This window comes from Pseudolysinimonas kribbensis (assembly GCF_039531715.1).
In the GTDB taxonomy this organism is placed as follows: Bacteria; Actinomycetota; Actinomycetes; order Actinomycetales; family Microbacteriaceae; genus Pseudolysinimonas; species Pseudolysinimonas kribbensis.
The window spans coordinates 711893-731398 of sequence record NZ_BAAAQO010000003.1; the positions used below are offsets into that span (position 1 = coordinate 711893).

Sequence of the window (19506 nt, forward strand, 5' to 3'; positions counted from 1 at the left end):
CTGAAGCACACCAACACCGTGAAGGCGCACCAGCTCATCCACTGGGCGAAGGCGCAGGGCCGGCAGCTCGACATGAAGGAGCGGCTGCTGGCCGCCTACTTCGAGGAGGGCCGCCACGTCGGGCGCGACGAGGATCTCGCCGATCTCGCAGCGGAGATCGGGCTCGACCGCGACGAGGCGCTCGCCGCGCTGCGCGACGACCGCCATCTCGACGACGTGCGTGCCGATCAGGCGCTGGCGCAGCAGCTCGGCATCAACGGCGTGCCGTTCTTCGTGTTCGACGGCCAGTACGGCGTCTCCGGCGCGCAGGACCCGGCGACGTTCGCCGACGTCCTGCGCCAGGTGGCCGAGAAGCGCGAGGAGGTCGCCTCATGACCCGGATCAAGCTGGAGCGCATCGTGCCGCTCGAGACGCCCGACGCCGAGGTCTGCGTCGACGGCGTGTGCGAGATCCCGGCTCCCGCTACCGCGGAGGGATCTCCTCGCTGATATCGGCGACCGTGGCTCCGAGGCCCCGGATCAGCGCGTCGGCGTCCACGAACGCGGAGTACCCGTGCTCGCCCGCGCCCATCGACACCCGCCGCCCCGCGACCCGCTCGTCGACGAACACCGGCCACGCCGTGCTCGACCCGAGGGGCGTGATCGTGCCGCGCTCGTAGCCGGTGGCCTCGAGGGCGACCGCCGCCTCGGGCAGCCGCAGCTTGTTCACGCCGACGAGCGCGCGCAGCTTCGCCCACGAGATCTGCCGGTCGCCGGGGATCTCGGCGAACAGGAACGTGCCGTCGTGCCGCTTCACGACGAGCGACTTCACGATGTCGGCCGGGGTGATCCCGAGCAGCTCCGCGGCCTCCTCGAGCGAGCCCGCCGCGGGCCGCTCGATGATCTCGATCGGGATGCCGCGCGCTGCCGCGTCCGCCGCGACCCGTTCGCGACCCGTCATCGCGACGTGCGCCCGCGCCGGGCGCGACCGGCGGAGACGATCGCCAGCAGCACGCCGAGGAGCACGAGCGCGCCGCCGAGAGCCGGAACGACGATGGGCACCGCAGTGCCGGTCCGGGCGAGCTCCGGCGCGATCGTGGTGGTGGCCACGGCGCCCGTGAGCGATGCCGAGATCGGCGCGCTCGCCGCCTGGATCACACGGGAGACGTCGGCATCCACGGGATCCATCACGAGCGGTGCGGCGGCCGGTCCGCTCGCGGTGGCGATGATCGCCGGAGCAGCTCCCGTGGGAGTGACCGCGACGGGCGCCGCCGAGCCGTCGGCGCCCGTCGTGACGGTCGTGGTGGTCGCGCCACCCGCGAACGTGCCGTTCGTCACCGTGAGGGAGACCGTCCGGCTCGGCACGCCGTTCACCCCGGCGAGCACCCGTACGGTCCAGTTCGACGCAGCGCCGATCCGCGCGGCGGCGGGCGCCGTGAGGGTGATCGACCACGGCCCGTGAAGCATGGCCGCCTCCGCCAGCAGACTCGTCACGTCGTCCTGCGCGCCGCTCGGCAGCTTGGCGAGGTGGAAGGCCGTGTCGTAGGCGATGTGGCGGAAGTCGTTCGCCGGGTCGAGCTGGCCGGGGTTCTGCGGCGCTGCCGTCCAGGTGTGCACGATGTGCGCGAGGGCTGCCGCCTGGACGGAGGTCGGCGTGCTGCCGTGCACGAAGAGCAGATAGGACATCTCGGAGAGGGTCTCCGGATCGATCGCTGTGCCCCACTTCGTGACGAGGGCCCCGCCCGGTTGCATCGGCTCGGCCTCATCCGGGGCCGTGAATCCGAACTCGGTCATCCAGCTGGGCACGCCGTCGACCAGGTAGTCGCCGATCCAGTCGGCGGTCGCCGGGTTGCCCGCGAAGGGCTGCGGCGGCAATGTCGTCACACCGGCGCTCGTGGCGACGGCCGCCGAGGCCATCGACGCGGGGACGATCACCCCGAGCACGGCCGCGGTCGCAACGACGAGCGGGGCGAGGATGCGTCGGGGAATCACGGAGGGAGCCTATCGGCGGCCCTTCATCCGAGCCAGAGTGCTGCGACGGCGGGGCCGGTCCCCGTGAGGCCCGTCTGCGACACTGGAGGGGATGTCTCTCCTCGCCACCGCCGCCCCCCTGCGCATCGGGCCGCTGACGCTCGACGTGCCCGTCGTGCTCGCGCCCATGGCGGGCATCACGAACACGGCGTTCCGCCGGCTGTGCCGCGAATACGGCGCGGGCCTGTACGTGAGCGAGATGATCACCTCGCGCGCGCTGGTCGAGCGGACCCCCGAATCGATGCGCCTCATCCGGCACCACGAGTCGGAGACGCCGCGCAGCATCCAGCTCTACGGGGTCGACCCGGCCACGATCCGGCGGGCGATCACGATGCTCGTCGCCGAGGACCGCGCCGACCACATCGACCTCAACTTCGGCTGCCCGGTGCCCAAGGTCACCCGCAAGGGCGGGGGAGCGGCGCTGCCGTGGAAGCTCGACCTGTTCCGCGAGATCGTCGAGGCCGCGGTGGATGCCGCGGGCCCGCTGCCGCTGACCGTCAAGATGCGCAAGGGCATCGACGCCGATCACCTGACCTACCTCGAGGCGGGACGTATCGCCGAGGGCGCCGGCGTGGCGTCGATCGCGCTGCACGCGCGCACGGCGAGCGAGTTCTACTCCGGGCACGCCGACTGGTCCGCGATCGCGAAGCTCAAGGAGACCGTCACGAGCGTGCCGGTGCTCGGCAACGGCGACATCTGGAGCGCGGAGGACGCGCTGCGCATGGTGGACGAGACGGGTGCCGACGGCGTCGTCGTCGGGCGTGGGTGCCTCGGCAAGCCGTGGCTGTTCGGCGACCTCGCCGCGGCGTTCACCGACGGGGTGGCGCGCAGTTCAGATGGCACTGTGGCCGAGCCGACCCTCGGCGAGGTCGCGGCCGCGTTCCGCCGGCACGCGGAGCTGCTGGTCGAGTTCTTCGAGTCCGAGGAGCGCGCCTGCCGCGACATCCGCAAGCACGTCGCCTGGTACTTCAAGGGCTACACCGTCGGCGGCGAGCTGCGCGCGGCCCTCGCGATGAGCTCGAGCCTCGGCGAGATCGACGAGCTGCTCGCGACCCTCGATGGCGACCAGCCGTACCCGGGGGAGCCGGCGGAGGGCCAGCGGGGGCGCGCCGGGACCCCGAAGACGCCCTCGCTGCCCGACCGCTGGCTCGAGTCCCGCGAGCTCGGCGCCGCGCACCGGGCCGACGTCGCCGCCGCCGAGCTGCACCACAGCGGCGGCTGACCCGTTGGCCGACCTGACCGCCGGCTACGGGGAGCCCGACGCCGAGCGCCGCCTGCCCGAGCAGCACCACAACGCCCGCGGCGACTTCGTGCGCGACCGCGGGCGGGTCATCCACTCGAGCGCGCTGCGCCGCCTGTCGCAGAAGACCCAGGTGCTGAGCCCGACCGCGGGTCTCGACTTCGCCCGCAACCGGCTCACCCACTCGCTGGAGGTCGCGCAGATCGGCCGGGAGCTCGCGCTCGACCTGGGGCTGGATCCGGATGTCGTCGACACCGCGTGCCTGGCCCACGACCTCGGCCACCCGCCCTTCGGTCACAACGGCGAGCGCGCCCTCAACTCGTGGGCCGCGCCGATCGGCGGCTTCGAGGGCAACGCGCAGACGCTCCGGCTGCTGACGCGGCTCGAGCCGAAGGTGTTCGATGCCGAGGGCCGGGGCTACGGCCTCAACCTCACCCGCGCGAGCCTCGACGCGAGCTGCAAGTACCCGTGGCCGCAGGAGCAGGGGCAGCCGGATCCGTCGGGCCGCAGCAAGTTCGGGTTCTACGCCGACGACGCGGGGACGTTCGGGTGGCTGCGCGACGGCGCGCCCGAGGGCCGCCGCTGCATCGAGGCGCAGGTCATGGATCTCTCCGACGACATCGCCTACTCGGTGCACGACTTCGAGGACGCGATCGTCAACGGCTTCATCGACGTGCGCGCCCTGAGCGCGCGGGTCGACCACGAGGAGCTCGTCGCGAGCATGGTCGCGTGGATCGGCGACGAGGTTCCGCAGGACGGCCTCATCGCCGCGTTCGACCGGCTCGATTCGCTCGGCTCATGGCTCGAGACCTGGGACGGCGGCAGGCGCGACCTCGCCCGGCTCAAGAACCTGACGAGTCAGCTCATCGGGCGGTTCGCGGGCCGGGCGACCGAGGCGACCCGGGCCGCGCACCCGGGCGGATCCCTGGCCCGGTTCGGCGCCGACGTGGTCGTGCCGCCGGAGACGCGCGCCGAGATCGCGGTGCTGAAGGGCATCGTCGCGGCCAACGTGATGTCGACCAATGCGCGCCGCCCGATCTACTCGCGCCAGCGCGGCATCCTCACCGAGCTCGCCGACACGCTCTGGGCGACCGGCGAACAGCATCTCGACGCCGCGCTGCAGGGCGACTGGACCGACGCCGCCGACGACACCGCGCGCCGCCGCGTCGTCGTCGACCAGGTGGCGTCGCTGACGGATGTCTCGGCGATCGCCTGGCACGAGCGTCTCGTCGGCTAGAACAAGTTCTGCGGCGGTGTCGATCCGCAGGGTCGTCGTTCGACGCAACGGTGAGGGCGCATCACGGCGCCCCGCGAAGCAAGGAGCAGACCAGATGCCGAAGTTCATGTTCATCATGCGGGCCGACGACTCGGCTCACGAGGCGTTCGCCGACGTCGACTTCTCCGAGGTCCTGGATCTCATGGGCCGGTACAACGACTCGTTGATCGATGCGGGCGTGCTCGTCGCGGCCGAGGGGCTCGCGCCGGCGACCGAGGGCGCCGTCGTCGACTTCGCCTCGACGCCGCCGATCGTCACCGACGGCCCCTACGGCGAGACGCACGAGCTGTTCGACGGCTACTGGATCGTCGACGTGGCCGACCAGGCGACCGCGATCGAGTGGGCCAAGCGCGCGCCGTGCGGTCCTGGCGTCAAGCTCGAGGTGCGGCGCGTGCCGTCGATCGACGAGTTCCCGCAGGACAACGAGTACGTCCGGCGTGAGCGGGCCTGGCGCGAGCACACCGGCAATCTCTGATGGACGCCCGGGCGAGCGTCGCGGCGAGCGGTGCCGTCGCCGCGGTCTGGCGGATCGAGTCCGCCCGCATCGTCGCGACGCTCGCCCGCGTCACGGGCGACTTCGCCCTCGCCGAGGATCTCGCGCAGGATGCGCTCGCCGAGGCGCTGCAGACGTGGCCGCGCGACGGCGTGCCCGACAACCCCGGCGCGTGGCTGACCGCGGTGGCCAAGCGCCGGGCGATCGACGGCTGGCGCCGTCGGGCGCGCCTCGAGGAGCGCCACGCGACGCTCGCCCGCGACCTGACCGAGCGCGCCGACCAGTGGGAGCAGGCGCCGTGGCAGCCGATCCCGGATGACGTGCTGCGCCTGATCTTCACGGCCTGCCATCCGGTGCTCGCCCCCGAGGCGCAGGTGGCCCTCACCCTCCGCGTCGTCGGGGGCCTCGGCAGCGACGAGATCGCGGCCGCGTTCCTCGTGAGCGTGCCGACGATCCAGGCCCGGATCACCCGCGCCAAGAAGACCCTGTCGGCCGCGCAGGTGCCGTTCGAGGTGCCGGACCCGTCCGAGTGGGCCGAGCGGCTCGGCGGCGTGCTCGCGGTGCTCTACTCGGTCTTCACCGAGGGGTACGCCGCGACCTCCGGCGAGGGGTGGGTGCGCGACGACCTCGCGCGCGAGGCGATCCGGCTGACCCGCGTGCTCGTGCAGCTCGTGCCGCGGGAGCCGGAGGCGCTCGGTCTGCTGGCCCTCATGGAGCTGCAGTCCTCACGCTTCGGGGCACGCACGGATGCGGCCGGTGAGCCGATCCTGCTGCCGGATCAGGACCGCCGGCGCTGGGACCGTTCGGCCATCGCGCGCGGTCGCGGCGCGCTCCGCACCCTGGACGCGACGGGCCGCGGCCGCGGCGCCTACGGCCTCCAGGCCGCGATCGCCGCGGTGCACGCGGCGGCCGCCCGCTACGAGGAGACCGACTGGGAGCGCATCGTGCTGCTGTACGAGGCCCTCGGGCGGATCGCGCCGGGCCCCGTGGTCGCGCTGAATCACGCCGTCGCCGTCTCGATGGCATCCGGTCCGGCGGCTGCCCTGCCGATGCTCGAGGACCTCGCGGCCGGCGGCATGCTGCGCGACTCGCACCTGCTGCCCGCGGTGCGCGGCGAGGTGCTGGCGCGGCTCGGCCGCACCGACGAGGCGCGAGCGGAGCTGTTGCGCGCCGCCGACCTCGCCGGCAACGCCACCCGCCGCCGCAGCCTGCTCGCGAAGGCGCTCGCGCTGGGGCAGCGGCCCGGCGGGGCGTCCGGCGCCGACCCTAAACTCTGAGCCATGCCCGGCCGGATCTCGCGAAGCGACATCGACGAGGTCAAGGCCCGGGTGAACATCGCCGACGTGGTGGGCGACTACGTCACGCTCAAGAGCGCCGGCGTGGGCGCGCTCAAGGGTCTGTGCCCGTTCCACGAGGAGCGCAGCCCGAGCTTCCAGGTGCGACCCGGGCACGGCCGATACCACTGCTTCGGCTGCGGCGAGGACGGCGACGCGTTCGAGTTCCTCGTCAAGATGGATCACGTCACGTTCCAGGAGGCGGTCGAGCGCCTCGCGGCGCGGGTCGGTCTCGAGCTGCACTACGAAGACGGGGGCGCCGCCGCGGAGCACGGCAATCGCGCCCGCCTGCTCGCGGCCAACGCGGCGGCCGAGGAGTTCTTCCGCGCCCAGCTCGCGACGCCCGAGGCGAAGCTCGCCCGCGATTTCCTCGGGGGGCGCGGGTTCGACAAGGCGGCCGCCGATCGCTTCGGCGTGGGCTTCGCACCGAAGTCGTACAACGCGCTCGGCGATCATCTGAAGGCGAAGGGCTTCACGCTCGAGGAGCTGAAGGAGGCGGGCCTGCTCTCGACCAACGACCGGGGCAACGCCTACGACCGGTTCCGCGGTCGCGCGATCTGGCCGATCCGCGATGTCACGGGCCAGACCGTGGGCTTCGGCGCGCGCAAGCTCCTGCCCGACGACGAGGACAAGGGCCCGAAGTACCTCAACACCCCCGAGACGCCGATCTACCGCAAGAGCTCGGTCCTCTACGGCCTCGACCTCGCTCGCCGTGCGATCGCGACCGGCAAGCAGGTCGTGATCGTCGAGGGCTACACGGATGTCATGGCCTGCCACCTCGCGGGCGTGACGACCGCGATCGCCACCTGCGGCACCGCGCTCACGGTCGACCACATCAAGGTCATCCGCCGGGTGCTCGGCGACTCCGCCGACGCCGACACCGGTGACCGGGGCGAGGTCGTCTTCACGTTCGACCCCGACGAGGCCGGCCAGCGCGCCGCGAGCCGGGCGTTCGCCGAGGAGCAGCGCTTCGCCGCCCAGACGTTCGTCGCCGTCGCGCCCGACGGTCTCGACCCGTGCGACCTCCGGCTGCACCGCGGCGACGACGCCGTGCGCTCGCTCATCCGCACGAGGCGGCCGATGTTCGAGTTCATGATCCGGCGCCGCCTCGCCGGCCACGACCTCGAGACCGTGGAGGGACGCACGGCGGCGCTGCGGGCGTCCGCGCCGATCGTCGCCGGCATCCGGGATCGCTCCCTCTCCGGCGGCTACGTGCGCAGCCTCGCCATGTGGCTGGGCCTGGATCCCGCGGAGGTGAGCCGCGCGGTGACGGCCGCCTCGCGGGCGACCCCGCGCGTCGAGGAGCGCCGGCCGCAGGGCGATGCCTCGCGCAGCAGCGCGTCCTCCGAGCCCGTCGCGCCGCGCACCGGCCTCGTCGACCTGCCCACCGACCCCGCGACCCGGGGCGAGCGCGACGCGCTCATGGCGATGCTGCAGTATCCCGACTCCGTGGGCGAGGAACTGCTGCGTCGCGCCGCCGAGGTGCGCTTCGGCAACGAGAGCCTGCGGGTCGTGCGCGACGCCGTGGTCGCGAGCCTGCCGGCCGACGCGACCTGGGTCGACCGCGTGGTCGAGCAGGTGCCCGAGGGTTTCGTGCCGCTCGCGCGGGACCTGGCGGCCGCACCGATTCCGACCCAGCCGGACCGGCTCGCGGCCTACTGCGAATCCGTGGTCTCCGACCTCGTGGTGCGCGACCTGCTGCGCCGGCGCGGTGAGCTGGTGGGCGCCATGCAGCGCGCGCAGGCCGAGGGCGACCAGGCGCGCTGGGCGGCGCTGTCGCGGCAGTCGGCCGAGCTCGAGACGGAGCGCCGGCGGCTGCGCCGTGAATAGCCCGTAAGACTAGACCGGGTTGTCCACCACCCGTTCGGGGGTATGCGAGAGTTGTTCTCATGGGTCGGGGGCGCGTTCGCGCGACCCTCGCCGCCGCGGCCGCGACCGCTCTCCTCTTGACCGGATGCGCCGCCGGAGGCTCCCTCGGCGATGCCGGCATCGTGGTGGGCACCGCGCTGCCCGTGACCTCGCTCGACCCCGCCGCGGACGCGGGCGCCGGGGGGCGTCTCGTCGCCGAGCAGATCTACCCGCACCTGCTGACCATCCGGCCGGGCACGAGCCGGCTCGTGCCCGACATCGCCGCGACTGCTGGATTCCGTGCCGACGGCGCGTACGCGGTGCGCCTCAAGCCGGACCTGCGCTTCGCCAACGGCGACCGGCTGGAGGCCTCGGACGTCGTGCGCAGCTTCACCCGGCAGCGCGCGATCAAGGCGCCCGGCGGCCCGTGGCCCCTGCTGGCCGGTGTCACGAGCGTCCGGGCCACAGGAGACCGGACGGTCGTGTTCCGGCTGGCGACGCCCGGCGATCAGCGCTTTCCCGACATCCTGGCCAGCCAGGCCGGGGCGATCGTCGACGAGGAGGTCTTCCCGGCGCATGCCCTGGCCGCGGCGCAGGACATCGTGGCCACGCAGCCCTTCGCCGGTCCGTACACGGTGCAGAGTTTCAACCCCGGCGACCTGATCACCTTCCACGTCGCACCGCACTACCGCGGCGCGCTCGGCTCCCCGCACGCGCCCGACGTCACCTTGAAGCTCTACGGATCGCCGTCGACGCTCGTGGCCGACGTCACCGACCGGGCGATCGACCTCGGGTACGGAGGCATCGGCCCTTCCCAGCTGCAGCAGCTCGACGACCACGGCGCCGACGTCGTGGCGACGGCGGGCGGCGCGGCGCGCTATCTCGTGTTCGACCTCGACGGGATGCCGTACGGCGCGAAGCAGAGGGATGCCGCGCCGCAGCGGGCGCAGGCGGTGCGTCATGCGGTGGCGGACCTCGTCGATCGTCGCGCGCTCGCCCTCACGATCGATCACGGGGCGACCGCGCCGCTGTACGGGTTCATCCCGGACGGGCTGCCGGGCGCCGATCCGGTGCTGCGCTCCATCACCGGCGATGGTCACGGCCAACCCGACATCACGGCCGCGGAGGCCGAGCTCGATCAGGCGGACGTCGCCAGGCCGCTCACGCTCACGCTCACCCTCGTCCCGGAACTCAACCCGCCCGGCACGCTCGCCGAGTACCGGGCGCTCGCCGCGCAGCTCGAGCTCGGCGGCCTGTTCCAGGTCGACATCGACGAGGTGGATGCGGCGGACTTCGCCGCGAAGCGCCCGAAGGCCGCCTTCCAGGCCTACCCCGGCTCCTGGTCGCCGGACGGCACGGACCCGGCGACCTATCGGATGCCGTACCAGCTGGGTGACGCGCAGCTGGGCTCGCATTACGCGACGCCGTCCGCGCTCGAGCTGCTCGCCGCGCCCATCACCCGGGCCGACCCTGCGAAGCGGTCGGCCGACGTGCGGATGATCCAGCGCCGGCTCGCCGACGACATGCCCGTGGTGCCGCTCGTGCAGTCCGCGCAGCTCGCCGTGACCGCGGACGGCGTGACCGGCGTGCGGTTCGACGGGTCGTTCACGCTGCGATTCGGCTCGCTGCGCATGCCTTAGGGTCGAGCCGTGGCATCCGGGCGTGCGGCCGATCGCGGGATCGCGGTGCGCGCCGACGACCTCACGCTCGCCTACGGGGCGGACGACGTGGCCGTCTCGGGCGCGACGTTCGAGATCGCCGTGGGCGGCATCCTGGGCGTCGTCGGCGAGGCCGGGTCGGGCAAGAGCACGCTCGCCCGCGCGGTCGCCGCGCAGTCGGCGTTCGGCGAGGGCGAGACCCCGCACATCCAGGGCGGGACGCTCGAGGTGCTCGGCCACGACATCGTCCGATCGTCCGCGCGGCGCCAGACCGGGCTCGCGCTCCGCGTCGGCTACCTCCCGCAGGACGGCGGCTCGACGCTCGTGCCGCACCTCACCATCGGCGAGAACGTCGCGGCCCCGATCTACCAGCGCGACCGCAGGTTCAACCGGCTCGACGCCGGCGCCGCGGTCGCCTCGCTCGTCGACGCGGTACGCCTGCCGCTGTCGGTCATGTCGAGGTTCCCGCACGAGCTGAGCCGCGGGCAGAGGCAGCGCATCGCCCTCGCGCGGGCGCTGATCCTCGAGCCGGAGCTGCTCGTGGCCGACGATCCGACCATGGGCGTCGACGTGCTCGTGCGCGGCCGCATTCTCACCGTGATCGCGGACCTGCAGCGCGACCGGCGGTTCTCGGCTCTCGTCGTGGGGCACGACATCCGGGAGCTGCGCACCATGACCGAGCAGATCGCGATCATGCACGGGGGGCTGTTCGTCGGCTACGGCCAGGTCGACGACGTGCTCGCGCACCCGCTGCACCCCTATGTCGCCCGGCTCGCCGAGGTCACGCGGGCCCCGGCGCGCGCCTCGAACGGGTGATCGCTTCACAGGCGGCGGGGGCACGGCGCACTCCGCTGTGTTAGAAAGACGTTCACGATGGGGCGGCGTCGCGTGCGACGAGACCCCTGCAATCACGGGAAAGAGGAGGATGGACATGCCATCCAGAACCAGCAAGGGACTCCGCATCGCGGCGGTCGCATCGGCGGCGGCGGCGTCGCTCGTGCTCGCGGCATGCGCGGGCGGCGGAGGCAACGGGGGATCGGGCGGCGGCAGCGGCAGCCTCATCGTCGGCACGACGGACGTCGTCACGTTCCTCGATCCGGCCGGCAGCTACGACAACGGCTCGTTCGCCGTGATGAACCAGATCTACCCCTTCCTGTTCAACGAGCCCAAGGGCAGTCCGGACGTCAAGCCGGACATCGCCAAGTCCGGCGAGTTCACCAGCCCCAACGACTTCACCGTCAAGCTCAAGCCCGGCCTCACGTGGGCCAACGGCCACGCGCTGACCTCGTCGGATGTCAAGTTCACCTTCGAGCGCCAGCTCAAGATCAACGACCCGAACGGTCCCGCGAGCCTGCTCTCCAACCTCGCGAGCGTGGACGCCCCGGATGCGACCACGGTCGTGTTCCACCTCAAGAACCCGAACGACCAGACCTTCGAGCAGGTGCTCTCCAGCCCGGTCGGGCCGATCGTCGACGAGCAGTCGTTCTCGGCCGACAAGGTCACGCCCGACGCGACGATCGTGAAGGACAAGGCGTTCGCCGGTCAGTACACGATCACGAAGTACGACAAGAACAACCTCGTGCAGTTCAAGGCGTACGCCGGCTACCAAGGCCTGCTGGGCAAGGCCGCCACGTCGAACGTGACGCTGAAGTACTACACGAACCCGTCGAACATGAAGCTCGACATCCAGAAGGGCAACATCGACGTCGCGTACCGCGCCCTCTCGGCGACCGACGTGGCCGACCTGAAGAAGAACAAGAACGTCAAGGTCATCACGGGTCCCGGCGGCGAGGAGCGCTACATCGTCTTCAACTTCAACACGATGCCGTTCGGTCTGAAGACGCCGACTCCGGATGCCGCGAAGGCGCTCGCGGTGCGGCAGGCGGTGGCCGATCTCATCGACCGGCAGGCCATCGCCACCCAGGTCTACAAGGGCACCTACACCCCGCTGTACTCCTTCGTGCCCGACGGGCTGACCGGCGCCACGACCGTGCTGAAGGACCTGTACGGCGACGGCCAGGGCGGCCCCAGCCTCGACAAGGCGAAGCAGACCCTGCAGAAGGCGGGCGTCACGACGCCGGTCAAGCTGCAGCTGCAGTACGTCTCGGACGGCCACTACGGCCCGTCGTCGGGCGACGAGTACGCGCTCCTCAAGAGCCAGCTCGAGAACGGCGGCGTGTTCACGGTCGACCTGCAGTCCACGGAGTACGCGACCTACACGAAGCAGCGCGTGCTGGACGCCTACCCGGCCTACCAGCTGGGCTGGTTCCCGGACTACTCCGACGCCGACAACTACCTGACGCCCTTCTTCGTGAAGGACAACTTCCTCGGCAACCACTACGACAACCCGACGGTGCAGAACCTGATCGCCAAGGAGCAGACCGACACCGACGCGGCGACCCGCAAGGCCGACATCGAGAAGATCCAGGCGCTCGTGGGCGCCGACCTCTCGACGCTGCCGATGCTCCAGGGTGCGCAGGTCGCGGTGGTCGGACCGGACGTGAAGGGCACCACGCTCGACCCGTCCTTCAAGTTCCGTTTCGCCTTCATCAGCAAGTAGCACCACCGGCCATCCGGGGCGGGGCGTCGTGCGCCCCGCCCCGGATGCACGAGGACCCACATGACGAACACCACCCTGAGCCACGCGCCCGCCCCGGCGCCCCCGACCCTCTCGGCCCGACGATCCGGCGGCACCCTGTGGCGCTACCTGGTGGTGCGGTTCGTCCTGATCCTGCCGACCATCTTCATCCTGGTCTCGATGGTGTTCTTCCTGATGCGGCTGACCGGTGACCCGATCACCGCCGCCCAGGGCGGACGCCTCCCCGCGGACGAGCTGGCCAAGCGCGTCCACGACGCCGGCTACGACCGTCCGCTCATCGTCCAGTACGTCGAGTACCTGGGTCAGGTCTTCACCGGCAACTTCGGCACCGCGGTCACCGACGGGCGGCCGATCAGCGACATCCTGCTCACCTTCGGCGGCGCGACCCTCGAGCTCGCGGTCTACGCCCTCATCGTCGCGCTCGTGGTCGGCATCCCGCTCGGCATGGTGGCCGCCTACTTCCGCGATCGGTGGCCGGATGCCGCCCTGCGGATCGCGGCGATCCTCTGGTACGCGACCCCGGTCTTCTTCGTCGGACTGCTGCTCAAGCTCGTCTTCGCCGTCTGGCTCGACGTGCTCCCGGTCGCCGGTCGCGCGTCCACCCGAACCGAGATCGACCTCTCCGCGCTCGACCATCCCACCGGCATCTACCTCATCGACGCGATCCGGCTGGGCAACCTCGACGACATCGGCGACGTGCTGCAGCACGCGATCCTGCCGGCGCTCGCGCTCGGGTTCCTCACCGCCGGCATCTTTCTGCGCCTCGTGCGCACCAACACGATCGCGACCCTCTCGCGCGACTACGTCGACGCGGCGCGCTCGCGGGGGGTGCGGGAGCTGCGGCTCGTGCGCTCGCACGCGTTCAAGCCGGCGCTCATCCCGATCATCACCGTGATCGGCCTGCAGATCGCGCTCCTGCTCGGCGGCGCGATCCTCACCGAGACCACCTTCGAGTGGAAGGGGCTGGGCTACGAGCTCGGCCAGTACCTCGCGAACCGCGACTTCGTGGCGGTGCAGGGCATCGTCGCCCTGCTCGCGGTGATCGTCGCGGTCACCAACTTCATCGTCGACGTCATCGCGGCGATCATCGACCCCCGGGTGAGGTACTGATGTCCCTGACCGACGAGCGACCGGTGGTGAAGCCGCGCTGGTACGCGCGCCTGCCCGTCGTGCGGCAGCTGCGGCAGAGCGTGGGTCTGCAGCGCGGGATGCTGGTGGCCGGCCTCGTGATCACGGGCTTCTTCATCCTCGTGGCGATCCTCGCCCCGTTCATCGCGCCCTACGGATTCAGCCAGCTGCGCGATGCGCACGGCAACTTCGGCGCGCAGGACCCGCCGAGCGCGGCGCACTGGCTCGGCACCACGGTGGGCGGCTACGACGTGCTCGCGCGCGTGATCTGGGGGGCGCAGACGGCGCTGTTCGTGATCGTCGTCGCGATCGTGCTCTCGGTCTTCGCCGGCGTGGCGCTCGGCCTGATCTCCGGCTACCTCGGCGGCTGGCTCGACCGCATCCTCATCGTGATCGCGGACGCGGTCTACGCGTTCCCGACCCTGCTGCTCGCGATCGTCGCGGCGATCGTCATCAGCGGCGGGCAGTCGAGCCTCGTGGGCGGCGTGTTCGCGGCCGCGATCTCGATCACGGTCGTGTTCATCCCGCAGTACTTCCGCGTCATCCGGGCGGAGGTCGTGCGGATCAAGTCGGAGCCGTTCGTCGAGGCGGCGCGGGTCATCGGCGCGAGCACCGGCCGCGTCATGTTCCGGCACGTGCTGCGCAACTCCACCCGCACGCTGCCGCTCATCCTCACGCTCAACAGCTCGGAGGCGATCCTGACCCTCGCCGGCCTCGGCTTCCTCGGGTTCGGCATCGAGCCGACCGCCGCGGCCGAGTGGGGGTTCGACCTGAACAAGTCGATCTCCGACGTCACGAGCGGCATCTGGTGGACCTCGATCTTCCCGGGCCTTGCGATCGTGCTGGTGGTGATGGGCGTCACGCTCATCGGCGAGAGCCTCAACGACCTGGCCGACCCGCGGCTGCGCGCCCGGCGCCGGGCCGTGGCGGGCGCGCCGCCGGCCGATGCCGTGGCCGCGAGCGAGCCCATGGCGCGCGAGGAGCAGGGAGAGGTCGCCTGATGGCCACGGAGCCCCGCAAGCCCGCGGACCCGACGGCCGACGCCGCGGTCACGATCACCGACCTCGACGTCATCTTCGCCACGGACGCCGGCACCGTGCACGCCGTCGCCGGCGTCTCGCTCGACGTGCGGCCGGGCGAGGTGCTCGCGATCGTGGGCGAGTCGGGGTCCGGCAAGACGGTCACCGCCCGCACGATCCTCGGCCTGCTGCCGGAGACCGCGATCGCCCGCGGCGCGGTCGTGCTGGCCGGCGAGAACGTCATCGGCCTGGACCGCCGGCGCCTGCAGAAGCTGCGCGGCGCCGCGGCCGCGATGATCTTCCAGGAGCCCTCGGGGGTGCTCAACCCGGTGTACACGATCGGGTGGCAGCTCGCCGAGGGCCTGCGAGCGCACGGCGGGTACACGAAGGCCGCCGCGCACGAGCGCGCGGTCGAGATGCTGCGGCTCGTCGGCATCCCCGACCCGGAGCGCCGGGTGCGCGACTATCCGCACCAGTTCTCGGGTGGCCAGAAGCAGCGCATCGTCATCGCCATGGCGCTCGCCCTCGATCCCGCGGTGATCATCGCCGACGAGCCCACGACGGCGCTCGACGTCACCGTGCAGGCCGAGATCCTCGATCTGCTGCGGCGGCTGCGCGACGAGTTCGGCACCGCGATCGTGCTCATCACCCACAACATGGGCGTCGTCGCCGACCTCGCCGACCGTGTCGCGGTGATGTACCGGGGCGAGCTGGTCGAGACGGCCCCCGTGCGCGAGCTGTTCTCGCACCCGAGGGAGGACTACACGCGCGAGCTGCTGGCCGCGGTGCCGCGCCTCGAGATCGTCGAGCGGGATGCGGTGGCGCCCGCGCCCGAGGGCCCGGTCGTCGAGGCGAAGGGCCTCGTGATCGAGTACCCGGGTCGCTTCGGCGGGGGCGGCTTCCGGGCCGTCGACGGCGTGGACTTCTCGATCCAGCCGGGAGAGGTGCTGGGCCTGGTGGGGGAGTCCGGCTCGGGCAAGACCACCATCGGCCGGGCCATCGGCGGTCTGACCCGCGTCTCCGGAGGCTCGCTGCGCGTTCTCGGTGTCGAGCTGAACGGGATGCGCGAGCGGCAGTTCCGCCCGCAGCGCGGCCGGCTCGGCTTCGTCTTCCAGGATCCGGCCACGAGTTTCAATCCGCTGCTCACGATCGCGCAGTGCATCGGCGAGCCGCTCGTCGTGCACGGCCGGGCGAGCTCGGCGGAGGCCGCGCGCGACCGGATCGACGAACTGCTCGAGGCGGTCCAGCTGCCGGCCTCCTACGGCGACCGCTATCCGCACGAGCTCTCCGGCGGCCAGCGCCAGCGCGCCTCGCTCGCGCGCGCTCTTGCCCTCGACCCCGAGCTGCTCATCGCCGACGAGCCCACGAGCGCGCTCGACGTGTCGGTGCAGGCGAAGGTGCTCGAGCTGTTCGGCGAGCTGCAGGAGCGGTTCGGCTTCGCCGCGCTGTTCATCACGCACGATCTCGCGGTCGTCGACCTGCTCGCGCACCGGATCGCCGTGCTGCATCAGGGCGAGATCGCCGAGCAGGGGCCGACGGCGTCGGTTCTCGGATCGCCGTCCGACGACTACACGAGGCGCCTGCTCGCCTCGCTGCCGGTGCCGGATCCCGTCGAGCAGGCCGCTCGGCGCGAACAGCGCGCCGCGAGCGCCGGGTGAGCGGCGCCGGGCTGCTCGTCCGGCCCGTCGGGTCTCGCAACCCCCGCCGCGCTTGCTAAGCTAGCCCGGCTGTTCACAGCATTCCTCCATAGCTCAATTGGCAGAGCAATCGGCTGTTAACCGATAGGTTCTTGGTTCGAGTCCAAGTGGGGGAGCCACCCACCTCCCGGTCCGCGTTCTCACTCCCGCCGCTCGGGCAGAAAGGCCCGTGATCCGTCGTGCCTCCCCCTCGCCGAACCACCGCGGACATCCTCGCGGAGCGTCCCGACGTCGTGCGCGACGGCACCCGGCTGGTGCTGACCGGCCCGCCGCTCACCCGCGAGGAGGCGACGATCGCCGATCTGCGCCTCGTGCGCGATGCGCTCGACGCGGCCGGGATCGACTACCTGCTGATCCGCGGCGATCGCGACACGGCGGTGCTCAGCGTCGATCGGGCGCGGCGGGCGAGGGTCGAGCAGGCGTTCGCGACGGCGTTCGCGGGCGAGCCGATGTACGCGAGGGTGCTCGGATCGGGCAGGCGCTCGGAGCGCCTCCTCGCGCGCGGACGGCTCCCCGGTGACGACGAGGATCTCTTCCTGATCTACCGTCCGCGGACCCGCGCGGTGCGCGGGGTCTGGCGCGCCGCCGACGCCGCCATCCGGCTCGAGTTCTGGCGCTTCGACGACACCGAGATCGTCGCGCCCCGGCCCAACGCGCTGACCCGGCAGCGCATCCGCCGCGAGGACGCCGTCGTCAGCTCGGTGGAGCGGTACGGCGATCGCTGGCCGACGCTGGCGGGCATGTTCGACGAGCAGGTCGACGACATCGACTTCGACATCGACCTCGTCTTCTCCTGGGTGGACGGATCCGAGCCCGGATACCTGGCGTTGCGCGAGAGCTACCTCGACGACCGCAGCGCCCGCGCGCCCGACGGCGGTGCCGCCCGGTACCGCCAGATCGACGAGCTGCGCTACGCGATGCGCAGCGCCCGGGCCTACGCGCCGTGGATCCGCCGCATCCACCTCGTGACCGACTCGACGCCCCCGGCGTGGCTCGACGTCGACCATCCGGACGTGCGCGTCGTGCGCAGCGCGGACTTCTTCGAGAAGACCGAGGTGCTGCCCACCTTCAACTCGCACGCCATCGAGGCGCAACTGCACCGGATCCCGGGGCTCTCCGAGCACTTCCTGTACTCGAACGACGACATGTTCTTCGGACGCCCCGTGGCACCGAGCCTGTTCTTCTCGCCGGGCGGTGTCTCCCGCTTCGTCGAGGCGACCCTGCGGATCGGGCTCGGGGCCGCGCATCCCGACCGCACCGGGCACGACAACGCCATGCGGGTGAACCGGGCGCTGCTGCAGCAGCGCTTCGGGCGCACGATGACCCGCCATCTCGAGCACTGCGCCGCCCCGCTGCGGCGCAGCGTGCTCGCCGAGCTCGAGGCCGAGTTCCCGGAGGACTTCGCGCGCACCGCGGCGTCCCGGTTCCGCTCGGGCGACGACATCTCGGTGACCAACTCGCTGTACCACTACTACGCGCTGCTGACCGGGCGCGCGGTGGTGCAGACCGATGCGCACGTCCGGTACGTCGAGACGACGCTGGCCACGACGGCCGACTCGCTGCGCGATATCGAGCGGCGCCGGCGGTACGACATGTTCTGTCTCAACGACGGCAGTGCACCGGAGATCTCCGACGCCCAGCGGGTCGCGCTCGTGACGGCGTTCCTCGAGCGCTACTTCCCCGTGCCCGGACCCTGGGAGCGGACGAACTAGCTCGGCGCGCCCACGAGATCGATCGGGCGGGTCCAGGAGTCGTCATCCTGCGTCGAGGGCTCCGGTATGCGGGACGACCCGGGGATGCGCAGCCCCAGCGCGGCGAGCCGACGCGTGCTCTCGGCGGCGCCGACGTGCGACAGGGCCTCGGTCCGCTGGAGCGGGACGACGGCGTGCAGCACCGTGTCCGGATAGATCTGCACCAGGTTGAACGACCGGGCGCCGTCCCGCCCCTGCGTGCCGCCCTCGTCGACGAGCAGATCCTGGGTGTAACAGCTCGCCGAGGCCACCGACACCGGGATGCCCGCGAACGTCGCGCTGGACGAGTAGTGCAGGTGCCCGCCGAGGATCGCGCGCACGTCGGTGCCGCGCAGCACCCGCGCGAGCCGCGGCTGGTCGCGCAGCTCCACCGAGACGGCGAGGTCGAGCACGCTCGGGATGGGCGGGTGGTGCAGCGCGAGGATGGTCCCGTCCGGTGCGGGCGCGGCGAGCTGCTCCCGCAGCCAGTCGAGCTGCGCGGGGGCGAGCTCCCCGTGGTGGGCCCCGGGGACGGACGTGTCGAGCGTGATGATCCGCAGCCCGCGGAGGTCGATCACCTGATCCACCGGCGCGTCGCCGGAGCCGTCGAGCAGCCCGGCCCGGAACGCCTCCCGGTCGTCGTGGTTGCCCATCGCCCACACGATGCGCGAGCCGAGGCGCGCGGCGACCGGTTCCACCACGCCCCGCAGCCGTGCGTAGGCCTCGGGTTCGCCGAGGTCGGCGAGGTCGCCGGTGAACACCAGGGCGTCCGGCCGACGCCCGGTGGCTTCGAGCCGGGCCATCAGGTCGCGCAGGTGCGCCTCGGCATCCACCCGGTCGTAGAGCCGGCCGGCACCCGCCAGCAGGTGGGTGTCGCTGATGTGGATGAGCGTGTGGTCGGGTCTCGGGTACTCGGCGTCACGGACGAGCATGCTCCCATCGAACCAGACCGCGGCGGCCAGGCCGTGCACACCGCCCGGCCGGTCGCATTGTGGCCCGCGGCGCCCCGAGCAGGCGCGGGGGCTCAGGGCGTCGTGTCGCGGTGCGGATGCCGGGCGTTGTAGGCGTCGGGGTCACCGGGAACGCAGCGGCTCTGCGCGTCGATGGTCGTGCCCTTCGCGCTCGCGACGAGGCTCAGATACAGGCCGTCCGCGGCATACCCGCCTCCGGGCGGGAACCGCACCTCGGTCAGCGCGACACCGCTCTGGGTCGAATGCGTGACGGAGGCGTCGTGACCCGCGTCCTTCCAGAGGGCGAGGACCTGCGGGATGCGCTCGCCGAGCTCCGGTGTCGTCGAGCCCGGTCCGATCCGCCCGAAGGCGAAGATCAGTCCGGGATGTCCGTCCGGGCATGGCTCGGCGTTCGTGTCGATCGAGGACCAGGCGCCGTCGAAGATCCGCTGCGTGCGGCCGATCAGGCCGTCGAGCTCGTCGTGCGCTGCCGTCGCACTCATGGTGCTCTCCTTCCGCGTCGGA

The 19506-nt window shown here is 72.0% G+C and carries 17 protein-coding genes and 1 tRNA gene; 14 read left to right on the forward strand and 4 right to left on the reverse strand.

The features are described 5' to 3' along the window. A partial coding sequence (locus tag ABD285_RS10025) for a DsbA family oxidoreductase (RefSeq protein WP_344202354.1) occupies positions 1-375 on the forward strand: 375 nt, incomplete at its 5' end. Positions 376-462: 87 nt separating this feature from the next. Here the strand turns inward: ABD285_RS10025 and ABD285_RS10030 are convergent. Together ABD285_RS10030 and ABD285_RS10035 are read right to left on the reverse strand one after the other, a co-directional pair. Beyond that, entirely contained in the window at positions 463-939 is a 477-nt protein-coding gene (locus ABD285_RS10030) for an aminoacyl-tRNA deacylase (protein WP_284252452.1), read from the reverse strand. Next, entirely contained in the window at positions 936-1970 is a 1035-nt protein-coding gene (locus ABD285_RS10035; RefSeq protein ID WP_284252450.1) for a hypothetical protein, read from the reverse strand. Before ABD285_RS10035 ends, ABD285_RS10030 begins: the two co-directional genes overlap by 4 nt. A gap of 91 nt (positions 1971-2061) precedes the next feature. Between ABD285_RS10035 and dusB the strand changes: the two genes are divergently transcribed. The 13 genes from dusB to ABD285_RS10100 all read left to right on the forward strand — a co-directional run bounded on the left by dusB (position 2062) and on the right by ABD285_RS10100 (position 18013). Next, complete coding sequence (dusB, locus tag ABD285_RS10040) at positions 2062-3231, forward strand: tRNA dihydrouridine synthase DusB (RefSeq protein WP_344202357.1); 1170 nt, start codon at positions 2062-2064, stop codon at positions 3229-3231. A 4-nt stretch (positions 3232-3235) separates the two neighbouring features. Next, complete coding sequence (locus ABD285_RS10045) at positions 3236-4486, forward strand: deoxyguanosinetriphosphate triphosphohydrolase (RefSeq protein WP_284252448.1); 1251 nt, start codon at positions 3236-3238, stop codon at positions 4484-4486. A gap of 94 nt (positions 4487-4580) precedes the next feature. Further along, positions 4581-5000, forward strand: coding sequence for a YciI family protein (locus ABD285_RS10050; protein WP_344202359.1), 420 nt, complete (start codon positions 4581-4583; stop codon positions 4998-5000). Then, positions 5000-6295 carry an RNA polymerase sigma factor gene (locus tag ABD285_RS10055; RefSeq protein WP_284252446.1) on the forward strand — a complete coding sequence of 432 codons (1296 nt, stop codon included), beginning with the start codon at positions 5000-5002 and terminating at the stop codon, positions 6293-6295. The genes ABD285_RS10050 and ABD285_RS10055 overlap by 1 nt, the downstream gene beginning before the upstream one ends. Before the next feature lie 3 nt (positions 6296-6298). After that, positions 6299-8182, forward strand: a complete 1884-nt coding sequence (gene dnaG, locus ABD285_RS10060) for a DNA primase (RefSeq protein WP_344202361.1) — start codon at positions 6299-6301, stop codon at positions 8180-8182. A gap of 59 nt (positions 8183-8241) precedes the next feature. Further along, positions 8242-9840, forward strand: coding sequence for an ABC transporter substrate-binding protein (locus tag ABD285_RS10065; RefSeq protein ID WP_344202363.1), 1599 nt, complete (start codon positions 8242-8244; stop codon positions 9838-9840). A 9-nt stretch (positions 9841-9849) separates the two neighbouring features. Continuing rightward, on the forward strand, positions 9850-10674 hold the full coding sequence (locus tag ABD285_RS10070) for an ATP-binding cassette domain-containing protein (RefSeq protein WP_344202365.1): 825 nt from the start codon (positions 9850-9852) through the stop codon (positions 10672-10674). Positions 10675-10789: 115 nt separating this feature from the next. Then, a complete protein-coding gene (locus ABD285_RS10075; protein ID WP_284255571.1) occupies positions 10790-12418 on the forward strand; it encodes an ABC transporter substrate-binding protein in 1629 nt (542 codons plus the stop codon). Between the two features lie 60 nt (positions 12419-12478). Beyond that, a complete protein-coding gene (locus tag ABD285_RS10080) occupies positions 12479-13567 on the forward strand; it encodes an ABC transporter permease (protein WP_344202367.1) in 1089 nt (362 codons plus the stop codon). Further along, positions 13567-14586, forward strand: a complete 1020-nt coding sequence (locus ABD285_RS10085; RefSeq protein WP_344202369.1) for an ABC transporter permease — start codon at positions 13567-13569, stop codon at positions 14584-14586. Before ABD285_RS10080 ends, ABD285_RS10085 begins: the two co-directional genes overlap by 1 nt. Continuing rightward, complete coding sequence (locus ABD285_RS10090) at positions 14586-16262, forward strand: ABC transporter ATP-binding protein (RefSeq protein WP_344202371.1); 1677 nt, start codon at positions 14586-14588, stop codon at positions 16260-16262. Before ABD285_RS10085 ends, ABD285_RS10090 begins: the two co-directional genes overlap by 1 nt. 82 nt (positions 16263-16344) lie before the next feature. Then, positions 16345-16420, forward strand: a tRNA-Asn gene (locus ABD285_RS10095). 60 nt (positions 16421-16480) lie between these two features. Beyond that, positions 16481-18013 (forward strand): stealth family protein, encoded by a 1533-nt coding sequence (locus tag ABD285_RS10100; RefSeq protein ID WP_284252444.1) that lies wholly within the window; start codon positions 16481-16483, stop codon positions 18011-18013. On the opposite strand, the gene ABD285_RS10105 is transcribed toward ABD285_RS10100, so the two are convergent. Further along, positions 18010-18963, reverse strand: a complete 954-nt coding sequence (locus tag ABD285_RS10105) for a phosphodiesterase (protein WP_284252441.1) — start codon at positions 18961-18963, stop codon at positions 18010-18012. The genes ABD285_RS10100 and ABD285_RS10105 overlap by 4 nt on opposite strands. A gap of 92 nt (positions 18964-19055) precedes the next feature. Beyond that, on the reverse strand, positions 19056-19484 hold the full coding sequence (locus tag ABD285_RS10110; RefSeq protein WP_284252439.1) for a hypothetical protein: 429 nt from the start codon (positions 19482-19484) through the stop codon (positions 19056-19058). Positions 19485-19506 lie beyond the last annotated feature (22 nt).

Excerpts from the sequence above, each read along its gene's own strand:
- ABD285_RS10030 (WP_284252452.1), bottom strand. The coding sequence starts at position 939 with ATGACGGGTCGCGAACGGGTCGCGGCGGACGCGGCAGCGCGCGGCATC.
- dusB (WP_344202357.1), top strand. The coding sequence starts at position 2,062 with ATGTCTCTCCTCGCCACCGCCGCCCCCCTGCGCATCGGGCCGCTGACG.
- ABD285_RS10050 (WP_344202359.1), top strand. The coding sequence starts at position 4,581 with ATGCCGAAGTTCATGTTCATCATGCGGGCCGACGACTCGGCTCACGAG.
- ABD285_RS10055 (WP_284252446.1), top strand. The coding sequence starts at position 5,000 with ATGGACGCCCGGGCGAGCGTCGCGGCGAGCGGTGCCGTCGCCGCGGTC.
- dnaG (WP_344202361.1), top strand. The coding sequence starts at position 6,299 with ATGCCCGGCCGGATCTCGCGAAGCGACATCGACGAGGTCAAGGCCCGG.
- ABD285_RS10065 (WP_344202363.1), top strand. The coding sequence starts at position 8,242 with ATGGGTCGGGGGCGCGTTCGCGCGACCCTCGCCGCCGCGGCCGCGACC.
- ABD285_RS10075 (WP_284255571.1), top strand. The coding sequence starts at position 10,790 with ATGCCATCCAGAACCAGCAAGGGACTCCGCATCGCGGCGGTCGCATCG.
- ABD285_RS10080 (WP_344202367.1), top strand. The coding sequence starts at position 12,479 with ATGACGAACACCACCCTGAGCCACGCGCCCGCCCCGGCGCCCCCGACC.
- ABD285_RS10085 (WP_344202369.1), top strand. The coding sequence starts at position 13,567 with ATGTCCCTGACCGACGAGCGACCGGTGGTGAAGCCGCGCTGGTACGCG.
- ABD285_RS10090 (WP_344202371.1), top strand. The coding sequence starts at position 14,586 with ATGGCCACGGAGCCCCGCAAGCCCGCGGACCCGACGGCCGACGCCGCG.
- ABD285_RS10105 (WP_284252441.1), bottom strand. The coding sequence starts at position 18,963 with ATGCTCGTCCGTGACGCCGAGTACCCGAGACCCGACCACACGCTCATC.
- ABD285_RS10110 (WP_284252439.1), bottom strand. The coding sequence starts at position 19,484 with ATGAGTGCGACGGCAGCGCACGACGAGCTCGACGGCCTGATCGGCCGC.